Below are 12,142 nucleotides of genomic sequence, written 5' to 3'. Positions count from 1 at the left end.
CATTCAACTTAAAAGACATACTGTAATCGCGCTGAGTACGTTTGACATAATTGCTTCTTTCTTCCATAATAACGATTATTTTTTTTGTGTCGCTATTTCAGGACGGGACATAATCTCCAAAAAAACGTCTTACAAAATGTAAGACGTTTGTTAATCATTTAAAATGGAGCCATAAAACTAATCGTGTAATGATCGATAGTTTTTCCTTGCAAATCCTTCAATTCTAAAATAACTGGAACTTTATATGATTTTAGTTCACTTTTAGGAATTTTAATATCTATTAAACCTTGTTTCAATTCTCCTTCATTAATTTCAATATATTGATTAGGCTCTACTAACAAAATTGTTTTTCCTCCTTTGAAACCATTTACATTTACAACCATTTTATAGGTTTTATTTGTTTTATTCATCAAACTATATTGCATTGTATTAATGATATAATCACCTTCTACAACATAATCTTTGCCAGGAACTTGTAAAAATTTAACTTCGACATCACTTCTATTTAGTGTAAAAACAATCATTGCAGAAATCATTGCAACTAAAACAAAAGTAAATGCAATCAATCTTGCTGAAAGTTTAAAAGGTTTTCCTTGTTCTATATTTTCTTCGGAAGCGTGACGAATTAAACCTGTTGGTAGATTAATTTTCGTCATAATTGTATCACACGCATCCATGCAAGCAGTACAGTTTACACATTCTAATTGCGAACCATTTCTAATATCAATTCCGGTAGGACAAACTGCTATACATTGACCACAATCAATACAATCACCTTTTCCTGCTGCAACTCGATCTTCTCCTTTTCTAAATTTTGAACGTCCGTTTGTACTTTCTCCTCTTGGAAAATCATACGAAACTTGAATTGTTTTTTTATCAATTAAGACACCTTGTAATCTACCATAAGGACAAACCAATGTACAAACTTGTTCGCGAAACCAGGCGAAAACAAAATAGAATAATACACTAAAAATAAATAATCCTAAAAATTTACCTGCATGTTCTGATGGACCTTCTGAATAAATTTTTATCAGTTCATCAATTCCAATAATATAAGAGAACAATATGTTCGAGAAGAAAAATGAAATTATGTAAAAAACAGTCCATTTTCCACCTCTTTTCAATATTTTTTCTTCGTTCCAATCTTGTTTATCCAAACGTATTTGTTTACTACGATCGCCTTCAATCCAATATTCAATTCTACGAAAAACACTTTCCATAAAAATGGTTTGCGGACAAACCCAACCACAGAACAAACGTCCATAAATTGTCGTAAATAAAATAACGAAAACAACACTTACAATCATTCCGAATGCAAGTAAGAAAAAATCTGTTGTAAAAAATGGATAACCAAATAAAATAAAATTGGTATTGAAAACATCAAATTTAAAAACAGGATTTCCATTTGGTAATTTTATAAAAGGTAAAACCACTAATAAAATCAACAAAATCGAAGAAACGATTGAACGATAATTAGTGTACTTTCCTGAAGGTTTTTTTGCATAAACCCATTTTCGAGTTCCTTTCCTATCCATTGTTGCAACCTCTGTTCTAAATTGTTCATTTTCAATCTCAAAACCAAGTTGCGTTGTATCTTGTTTTAAATCACTCATATTAACTATAAATATCTATACAAAGATACCGCCACCTGTAAATTAAAGCTTGGCAATATTTATGGTATTTATGGTAATATTTACGTATTGATATAAATCATTTATTTACAATCATCTATTTTTTTTCAAAAAACTGACTTGTTCATGATGATAAAATCACTTAAAATAATCATCTTTTCAATTGATACAATTTACTTATAAATAATATTGTTTTCTGAATTGTTCTGGCGTAAAACCTGTATATTTTTTAAAAAATTTGACAAAATAAGAAGCATCTTGAAAGTTGAGTAAATAAGCAATCTCTGTAACCGAAATTTCTTTATTAACAAGCAAACGCTTGGCCTCAAGCACCACCCTACTCCGAATTAGTTCGCCTGCAGAATTTCCTAAAACATCCTTACAAAGCGCATTCAAATGATTCGGCGTGATATATAAAAGTTCGGCATATTCTTTTGGTAATTTTTTCTTTTTAAAATTTTGTTCAATAAGCGATTGAAAATTATTTATTAACACCGATTGATAATCATCTTCTTTTACATTTACACCTTCCAAACTTCGTTCAATATCAATAAACAAATTCATCAAATGAAAACCAATTTTTAAATTAGAAAATTGATCATCTTGATAGTTTTCATGTATCATTTCCTCAAAATAATTTGAAATTTTTTGTTGTAAATCTTTCGAAACTTCAACAACATGATCCTCTACTAAAATAGATTGCAAAAATTGAAACTTTTGTAAAATAGAAGAATTAATTCCAATCCAATCAAAAAAATTGTCCGAAAAATTAACAACAAATCCATCATATTTCTCTTTAAAATACCATTGATGCACTTGTCCTGGTTTCATAAAATACATGGTTCCAGATTTAGCTTCAAATTTTTCGAAATCGATTAAATGCTCACCACTCCCTTCTGTAAAATAAACCAAATGGTAATATTTATGGCTATGCACTTCTTGCAAATGCGGATTACTGTCCACATACCCTCTGAATCGATCTACAGAAAACAAATCATTGCTATTTTTTTCTGTATTCAAATTACAAATATCAAATGTCGGAAATAGTTTTTTGGTCATAATCGAGTAAATTTTTCAGATGTAAAAATAAATACTATTAAGAACATTTAAATTGAAAAGTTTAACTTTAGGCAATAGAACATTAAAAATGGAATTTAAAGAGAAAAAAATTATCCTATTATCTTTAGACGGAGGAGGAATTAGGGGAATTATTTCGTGTGTTATTTTAAAATACATCGAAGATAAATTAAAAGAAATTCATGATAAAAATGCTAAAATTGGTGATTATGTTGATTTTATAGCAGGAACAAGCACAGGAGCTTTGATTGCTTCTTTATTATTAATGCCTTCTGACAAAGATCCTAAAAAAGCAAAGCATTCTATCACAGATGCGCTTAACATCTATTTGGGTGAAGGAAAAAACATTTTCTCTAAAACATTTTGGACTATTTTGAACAATCCTTTGAGTGTTCTTAAAGATAATTTACCAACAGTTGTATTGGAAGAACAATTGGAAATTGTTTTTGGAAAAACTGAATTGAAAGATTTGATTCGTCCTTGTGCAATTGTTTCCTATGATACAGAACATCAAAAACCTAAAATATTTAATACAATAGACGGAATTTCTCCTTTCCGAAATTTTTATATAAAAGATGTCTGTCGAGCTTCTTCAGCTGCACCAACTTATTTTGAACCAGCTAAAATTAAATCATTTGCCGATCAAGATTTTTGTTGTATTGATGGCGGTGTTTTTGCAAATAATCCAACTTTTGTAGGATTTATAGAAACTCAAAAAATAAATTTTAATAAATATTTCAAAGACGAGTTGAAATTTGACGGTACAGCTCCTTTACAAGAGTTTATCATCATCTCAATCGGAAATGGATCTCGTGCAAAATCATACAAACATGAGCATTTGAATGGAATTTCAAAGTCGAAATGGGTAGATCCTTTGGTTGATATTTTCATTTCGACTGGTGTTGATATGATTGATTTGGAAATGAAAAGCATGTACGCCTTACTCAAACCAAAATATCAACAAAATTATCATCGATTTAATCCAGAAATCCCTGAATCTTCTTTAGATTTGGGAAATGTCTCAAACACTAATATCAAAACATTGTTAGATGTTGCAAATGATTTTGTTTCAAAACACAAAGAAGAATTAGATGAAGTGGTTCAAAAATTAATTTTCAATCAAGTTGAAATAGAATAAAAATGGCTTTGAAAATTCCAAAGCCATTTTATCTTATTTATTACGAACATAGACAAAAATCTCCTGTTCCCTATTCAATTCTCTATTATCAATAATACTTTCTATACAAGCTTGTGCAGTTTCAACTTCACCTGCAACGTTGAAATTTTTGTACTTTCCATTGATTAACGGTGTAACATGTTGAGTCAAATTCTCGGCATTCAATCTTTTGCGTTCGTCAATCAAATTGTAAACATATTCTCTTCCTGATTCATCCGTAAAATTATCAACTTTATATATTTGATCCAATTCTCTTTCGTGGTCCAAAATAACAAACAAATAATCTTTTTTATTGTCCTTTTCAAAAAAAATTCTTCTCATAGCGAAATTGTTTGACTCAAATTTAATAAAAGATTCTTGCTTTTTGTATAGAAAATTAAAAACATTTATTAGAATTTTAAAATATCTTTAAAATACTAGATAAAATTCCAAATCTTTAAATAATCCTTTTATATAATACATTTTTCATGCCTGCATAAGTAGAAATTCGTATCTTAATTCCTTCTAAAAACGAACAAAATCTAACAAATTGAAATTCAATATAAAGAAAGTACTCAAATATTTCTCGTTTGCAATTTTATCAATAATTCTTTTGCTAACAATTGCAATTTTTAGTTTACAGTTTCCTTCTGTTCAAAATTTTGTAAAAAATAAATTAGTCAATTATCTTGAAGAAAAAATTCAGACTAAAGTTCAATTAGATCGCGTTTATATCGACTTTCCAAATAATCTTGTAATGGAAAATCTATTTTTACAAGGTCAAGACGTTGATACTTTGTTGTCGGTCAAAAAATTTGACGTTGGTTTGGATATTTGGCAACTCACGAAAAGCAAAGCTGATATAAAATCAATTGAATTGGATGGTTTGAAAGCAAATGTTATTCGAAAAGCTGACGGGAATTTCAATTTCGATTACATTATTAATGCTTTTGCAACAGATGAAAAAGAAGAAAGTTCTTCCAAGCCTTTTATCATTTCCTTGGATAAAATAAAATTAGCCAATCTCAATGTTTCGTTTATCGATCTGCAATCTGCAAACAACATCAAAGTTCTTCTAAATTCATTTGATACACGCGTTAAAAAATTTGATCTCGAACAAAATACATACGCAATTGACGATATCAATTTAGATGGTTTAAAGCTTAAATTGAAACAAGACCTTATAAAAGAAGTTTCGCAAAAAGTTGAAGAAAAAGTCGATTCGTTAAACGATCAAAAATCTATAAAAATTGAATTGAATGGCATTCATTTAACCAATTTTGATGTAGATTATGGCGATGATAATGCTCGAATGTTTGCGAAAGTAAAATTCAAAGATTTCAAAACACGTATTAAAAAACTTGATTTACAACAGAATTCTTACGCCGTAGATGACATTTTACTAAATGGATTATTCGTTGACTTCAATCAAAAAATGGTCGAGAAAATTCAAGTGAATAAAATTGATAAAGTTTCTCCACAATCGAATCAAAATCCACTTCAAATTGCGTTAAATAAAATTAATCTGAATGATATCAAGGTCAATTATGGTGACGAAAATTCGAAAACGTATGCAAAAATTAATTTGAATGAATTCGAAACAAAAATCAATAAACTTGATATCGAAAATTCAACCTTTGACATCGAAAATATTTTATTAAAAGACGCCGACATCGAAGCCAATTTATACCTTTCTTCTACTAATTCGACATCTTCTCAAACATCATTTTCATCAGCAATGAACTTGGTTTTGAATAAAACAATTTTAGATAATGTAAACGTAAAATACAACAATACAGCAGAACGTAGAACTGCGCAAGGAATGGATTTTAATCATTTAGATTTCTCATCATTAAATCTTGATTTGCGTAATTTCAAAATGTACAATAATACGTTTGCTGGACAAGTAAAAAGTGCTGAAATAAAGGAATCAAAAGGTCTAAATATTCAAAAATTAACGACAAACTTCTTGTATGCGAATACACAAGCTTATCTGAAAAATCTATACTTACAAACAACTAAAACAATTCTTCGGGACGAAGTAATTCTTCAATACAATAGCATTCAACAACTAACATCTAATCCTGAAAATGTAGTGGTCAATGCGAATATCAAACATTCTAAAATTGGATTTGCAGATATTCTAAATCTTGTTCCAACGCTTAGAAAAACGACGCCTTTCGACAACTATCCAAATGCAATTTTACACGTAAACACGAATGTAAAAGGAAAAGTAAATGATTTATTCATCAATAATTTACAGGTTTCTGGTTTAGATGATTTAGAAGTTTCGGCTTCGGGAAGAGTGAAAAATGCAATGAATCCAACGAAATTATTTTATGATTTGAACATTAAAAACTTTTCTACTTCATCGAAAACAATTTACAATTTAGTTCCTAAAAACACTATTCCAAACAACATTAGAATTCCGTCAAAACTTTCTGTAAAAGGAAAGGCGAAAGGAACAACGAAACTTATCAATACGCAATTAACCATCAACTCGACCTTAGGAAACGCAAAAATTGATGCCATTGTGGATATGTTGAAAAAAGATGCGGAAAAATATAACGTAAAAGCTGAAGTCCAACATTTAGATGTCGGAACTTTAATTAGTAATAAAGACATCGGGAAAGTCACTGCAAAATTGAATGCTATCGGCACAAGTTTTAATCCCGAAAAAATGAATACGAAGCTTTCAGGATTTATTACGTCTGCGAATTACAACAATTACACCTATCAAAATATTAACCTTGATGCAATAGTAAATGAAGCTGCTTTTGAAGCACAAGTTTTATCAAAAGATCCAAATGCAAACCTTAATTTAATTGCTTCTGGTCTCTACAAAAAAGAGTTGTCAGATGTAAAATTAAATGGGAATATCAATCATTTAGATGTTCAAAAACTTGGTTTTTATAACGAACCTATGATTGTTACTGGGGAAATAGCTGCAAATTTTGCTGACCTAAATCCTAATCATTTAAATGGATCATTGACTCTCAAAAACTTTGCTTTATCGAACACAAAAGATGTTTTCCCTTTGCAAGAAGTGAATTTAATCGCAAATTCAACAGCCGATTCAAATCAACTTAAACTTACTTCTCAGGTTGCAGATTTAGACTTAAAAGGTAAATTTAAATTGACACAAATTTTTGGATCACTTACCTCAACGATTAATCAATATTATCAATTTCAACAATCTGATGAAAATGAAAAAATAGAACCTCATCAATTTTTTTCCTTACGTGCAAAAATAAAAGACGATGAATTGGTTCGAAGATTTATCCCTGATCTAAAAAATTTCGAAACGATTACATTAGATGCAGCCTATGATGCAGATTTGAAACAAATTAATGTCGATGGAAAAACACCAAGTTTAACGTATGGTACAAATACGATTAACAATGGTTTTATTAAACTTTCGAACCAAAATGATGCGTTGGTGTATGCATTGAATATTGATCATTTGAGAAGCGATAATTTTCAGTTGAACAAGATAAATCTTAATGGAGATATTGCGAATAATACCATCAATTACAGCATTTCAACGAAAGATGATAAAGATATTACTCAATTTTTGGTTGCTGGAAATTTGAAAACATTGGATGACATTACAGAAATCAGCTTAAATCCGACTGGTTTAGTCTTAAACTATGATCAATGGGAAGTTGGAGAAGGAAATTTAATTCAATTAAAAAAAGACGGCATTGTTGCAAATAATTTCAAACTAATGCATAATGGAAGTGAGATTTTATTGCAATCAGCATCTGATAAAGGTACAAGTCCGCTTGATATTTCGATTAAAGATTTCAAAATAGAAACTATTACCGAAATTATCAAAAAAGATGACTTAGCAGCAGAAGGAAACATCAATGGAACAGCACAAATTAGAGATTTGAATACAAATATGACCTTCAATTCTGATTTAACTATTTCAGATTTAAAAGCATTTGGAAATCCTATTGGAACGATTGTAGCGAAGGTCAATAATACATCTCCAACTTTGATTAATGCAGACATTTCATTAAATGGACACCACAATGATTTGAAGATTTTAGGCGATTACAACACTGAAGCAAGTGCATTTGATTTGAATTTAGCTATTAACCGTTTGGAAATGAAAACCGTTCAAGGATTTTCGATGAATCAAATCAAAGATACCGAAGGTTATTTGGCTGGAAACTTAAAAATTACTGGAACGGTAGATCAACCAAGTGTTTTGGGACAATTAAAATTTAATGAAGTAGGTTTAACGATTGCTGAAACAGGTAGTAATTTACGAAAAATTGATGACGCAATAGATTTTACAAATAAAGGAATAGAATTTAACCGATTCAAAATTAATGACAACGAAGGAAACTCTCTCACATTAAGAGGCGAAATATTAACTAAAACCTATCGGGATTTTGCTTTTAATTTAACTGCTAATGCACGAGATTTTAATGTTGTCAATTCCGAAAAAACTAACGATGCCATGATGTATGGTAAACTGGCTATTAATGCGAACCTAACAATAAAAGGTGATATGGATCTTCCTAAAGTAAACGGAAACTTAAAGGTAACAGATGACACTAATTTTACATTTGTTTTGCCTCAATCTTCACCATCTTTACAAGAACGAGAAGGAATTGTAGAATTCATTGATCAAGATCAAATCACGTTAAATGAAACGATTAAAACAGCTGAACTAATTACAGATTCTAAGATAAAAGGATTGGATGTTAGCGTGAATATTGAAGTGAGTAAAGAAGCTAAAACATCGATTATCATTGACAAAGCGAACGGAGATTTTGTCGAAATACAAGGTGAAGCTGAGTTGACCGGTGGAATGGATCCTTCTGGTAAAATGACTTTAGTTGGCGTCTATCAAGTAGAAAAAGGTGCTTATGAGCTTTCGGTAAGTTTATTAAAACGCCGTTTTGACATTCAGAAAGGAAGTAGTATTACATGGACAGGTGAGCCAACTGCTGCAAACATGAATATTACAGCGATTTACAAAACAAAAGCGGCACCAATCGATTTGATCGAACAACAAATTTCGGGTTATTCCTCATCAGAAATGAACATGTACAAACAACGTATTCCGTTTAATACCGAACTCATTTTAAAAGGTGAATTACTAAAGCCTGAGATTAAGTTCAATATTTCGATGGACAAAGATAATCCCTCTATTGCAACAGCCGTTATCGAAAATACACAATCCAAATTGGATCAGTTGAAAAATGATGAAGCAGAAATGAATAAACAAGTTTTTGCATTATTGTTGTTAAATCGCTTTATTGGAGAAAATCCGTTTGAAAGTAAAACAAGTGTTTCTGCCGAAACTATGGCGTTACAAAGTGTGAGTAATATTCTTTCGCAACAATTAAATAATTTGGCAGATAATTTAATCGAAGGTGTCGACATTGATCTGGGATTAGACACACAAGATGATTACTCATCAGGTACCAAAAACACTCGAACAGACTTGAATGTTGCGGTAAGTAAGCGCTTGTTAAATGACCGATTAAAAGTTTCGGTTGGAAGTAATTTTGGGCTTGATGGTGACGCCAGAGAAAACGAAAACATGACTAACATTGCTGGAGATATCACAATTGATTATAGTTTATCACGCGATGGTCGATATATGTTAAGAGCTTATCGAAAAGATGAATATCAAGTTGCTTTACAAGGACAAATTGTAGAAACTGGTGTTGGTTTTATTATCACATTAGATTACGATAAATTCAAAGAAATTTTCGAGAAAAGAAGAAAAAATAAAACGAATAGAAAAAAACAAAAAGTCGTATCTCAACCATGAAAAAATCAATTATAACATCTATCAAATGTATTGCTATTTCATTTGCCACAGTTGGTATTACTTCTTGTAGCAACACCCGTTTTCTAAAAGAAGGTGAAACACTTTACACAGGTTCTAAATTAACCATAAAAGGGGATTCATTAAGCAAAAGTGATCGCGTAGCTTTAAAAGATAATCTGGAAGAAAATATTATTCCCAAACCTAATTCAAGTTTTTTTGGATTACGTCCTCGATTATACATTTACAATATCACGAGCGAACCAAAGAAACAAAAAGGATTAAAATATTGGTTGAAATATAAGGTAGGACAAAAACCTATTTTATTAAGTGATGTTGATATCGATTTTAATAAAAAAATCCTGGTTAATTATGCCGAAAACAAAGGCTATTTCAATGCAAAAGCGCAAGGAGATACCATTAGCAAAGACAAAAAAGCAGTAGTAAATTATGTGTTACAACCACACAAACGCTATTACATCAATCAGGTTAATTTTCCAAAAGACACAACATTAGTTGTGAACAAAGAAATTAATAAAACAGAAGCCAAAACTTTACTTAAAGAGAAGCAACCATTTGATTTGGATGTGATAAAAGCCGAACGCGAACGTATAGATTCTCGTTTAAAAGAGAACGGTTTTTATTATTTTCATCCCGATAATATTATTGTACAAGCAGATAGTACCGTTACAAACAAACAAGATGTTGAGCTTTTTGTAAAGCTAAAAGACCAAACTCCCGAACAAGCTAAAAAGCAATTTACGATTGATAAGGTTATTGTTTTTCCTGATTACAATATTCGGCAAGCAAGAAAAGGTTTATACCAAATGCCGATGCCTACTGATTCTTTAGGAAAATATGAACAAAATGGTTTTTATATGGTGGATTCGAAAAAGAACTTTAAACCAAAAGTTTTCGATCGTGCCTTGTATTTCAAAACTGGTGATATCTACAATCGCGCTGATCATAATTTAACCCTAAATAGATTAGTTAATTTAGGTGTTTTTAAATTTGTGAAAAACGATTTCGTTATTTCAGATTCCATCAACAATAAATTTGATGTTTATTATACGTTGACACCAAGCGAATTTCAATCGTTGCGCTTAGAAGTTTTAGGTCGAACAAATTCGGCGAATTATGGCGGTGGCGAATTAAACTTAAATTGGACGCATCGTAACATACTAAAAGGAGCAGAACAACTTAAAATGGCTTTATATGGTGCTTTTGATATGCAATTAGGCGGTCAAAAAGATGCGAACAACATTTTTAGAGCTGGTTTTAATACACAACTTTCAATTCCGAGAATTGTAGCACCCTTCAAATTCAATTCATCAAGTGCGTTTGTTCCACGAACAAATATTGAAATGGGTTATGAATATCAAAACAGATCGAAATTATACACCTTACATAATTTCAATACGTCTTTTGGATATGTTTGGAAAGAAAATGCACAGAAAGAACACAACCTAAAAGTGTTTAGTGCAACTTTATTATTTCCGGAAAAAGTAACCGATGAATACAACAGCAAAATTTACGATTCGATAGGAAATATTATTAACCCAAGTTTAAAACGCGTTGTCGATAAACAATTGATTTTTGGCCCACAATATTCGTACACCTATACTACCACAATGTTACCACGAAAAAGTACATTTTATTACCGTGGTTTAGTTGATTTGGCTGGAAATTTAACAGGATTGATTACTGGTGCAAATGTAAAAAAAGACAAGGAAAAAGAAATCTTCAAAATTCCATTTAGTCAATATGCAAAAATGGAACACGACTTCCGTTTTTACCACAAGTTTTCGGACAAATCTTCAATTGCCACACGGTTTATAGGAGGAATTGCTTATCCTTATGGTAATTCTGAATTTGTTCCATATTCCAAACAGTTTTTTGTGGGAGGTAGCAATAGTATTCGCGCATTTAGAGCACGTACATTAGGTCCCGGAAGTTATGATCCACGCTATCAAAATGCGAATTTCTTTTTTGATCAATCGGGAGATATTAAACTCGAATTAAATGCAGAATTTAGACAGAAATTATTTAGTTTTCTAAATTTAGCGTTGTTTGTTGATGCGGGAAATATATGGTTAATGAATGAGGATGAAACGCGTCCAGGTGCAAAATTTTCAAAAGATTTTATAAATCAAATTGCTGTAGGAGCAGGATTAGGACTACGACTTGATTTTAGTATTTTAATTCTGAGATTGGATTTAGCCACTCCTCTTCGTATTCCCTATTATGAGAAAAATGACCGATGGACATTTGATAAAATTGATTTTGGAGACAAAGCATGGCGAAAAGATAACTTAATTTTGAACATCGCGATTGGATATCCATTCTAAGCGTAAAGCAAAAATAAAAAACGAGTATCAAATGATACTCGTTTTTTTACTATTTATACTGTCCCGTCCTGAAATAGCGACACAAAAAAAATAATCGTTATTATGGAAGAAAGAAACAATTATGTCAAACGCACTC

6 protein-coding genes are annotated in these 12,142 nt (G+C 30.7%); 3 read left to right on the top strand and 3 right to left on the bottom strand.

All coding sequences use genetic code 11. The features are described 5' to 3' along the window. Positions 1-158 precede the first annotated feature (158 nt). Positions 159-1,613, bottom strand: a complete 1,455-nt coding sequence (ccoG, locus tag IF125_RS13725; RefSeq protein ID WP_225542869.1) for a cytochrome c oxidase accessory protein CcoG — start codon at positions 1,611-1,613, stop codon at positions 159-161. 195 nt (positions 1,614-1,808) lie between these two features. Further along, entirely contained in the window at positions 1,809-2,690 is an 882-nt protein-coding gene (locus IF125_RS13720) for an AraC family transcriptional regulator (protein WP_171623732.1), read from the bottom strand. 88 nt (positions 2,691-2,778) lie between these two features. Between IF125_RS13720 and IF125_RS13715 the strand changes: the two genes are divergently transcribed. Further along, positions 2,779-3,846 carry a patatin-like phospholipase family protein gene (locus IF125_RS13715; protein ID WP_225542868.1) on the top strand — a complete coding sequence of 356 codons (1,068 nt, stop codon included), beginning with the start codon at positions 2,779-2,781 and terminating at the stop codon, positions 3,844-3,846. A gap of 33 nt (positions 3,847-3,879) precedes the next feature. On the opposite strand, the gene IF125_RS13710 is transcribed toward IF125_RS13715, so the two are convergent. Further along, positions 3,880-4,206 carry a hypothetical protein gene (locus IF125_RS13710; RefSeq protein WP_171623734.1) on the bottom strand — a complete coding sequence of 109 codons (327 nt, stop codon included), beginning with the start codon at positions 4,204-4,206 and terminating at the stop codon, positions 3,880-3,882. Between the two features lie 208 nt (positions 4,207-4,414). Between IF125_RS13710 and IF125_RS13705 the strand changes: the two genes are divergently transcribed. Further along, positions 4,415-9,661 carry a translocation/assembly module TamB domain-containing protein gene (locus tag IF125_RS13705; protein ID WP_225542867.1) on the top strand — a complete coding sequence of 1,749 codons (5,247 nt, stop codon included), beginning with the start codon at positions 4,415-4,417 and terminating at the stop codon, positions 9,659-9,661. Next, positions 9,658-12,006, top strand: coding sequence for a translocation and assembly module lipoprotein TamL (tamL, locus tag IF125_RS13700; protein WP_225542866.1), 2,349 nt, complete (start codon positions 9,658-9,660; stop codon positions 12,004-12,006). Before IF125_RS13705 ends, tamL begins: the two co-directional genes overlap by 4 nt. The last annotated feature ends 136 nt before the right edge of the window (positions 12,007-12,142 follow it).

The sequence above is a fragment of the Empedobacter stercoris genome (assembly GCF_020281205.1).
GTDB classification, from domain to species: domain Bacteria; phylum Bacteroidota; class Bacteroidia; order Flavobacteriales; family Weeksellaceae; genus Empedobacter; species Empedobacter stercoris.
Note: the sequence above shows the minus strand (reverse complement) of the source record. Positions and strands in the feature narration are given on the sequence as shown.

Coding starts and splice junctions, on each gene's coding strand:
- ccoG (WP_225542869.1), bottom strand. CDS start 1,613: ATGAGTGATTTAAAACAAGATACAACGCAACTTGGTTTTGAGATTGAA.
- IF125_RS13720 (WP_171623732.1), bottom strand. CDS start 2,690: ATGACCAAAAAACTATTTCCGACATTTGATATTTGTAATTTGAATACA.
- IF125_RS13715 (WP_225542868.1), top strand. CDS start 2,779: ATGGAATTTAAAGAGAAAAAAATTATCCTATTATCTTTAGACGGAGGA.
- IF125_RS13710 (WP_171623734.1), bottom strand. CDS start 4,206: ATGAGAAGAATTTTTTTTGAAAAGGACAATAAAAAAGATTATTTGTTT.
- tamL (WP_225542866.1), top strand. CDS start 9,658: ATGAAAAAATCAATTATAACATCTATCAAATGTATTGCTATTTCATTT.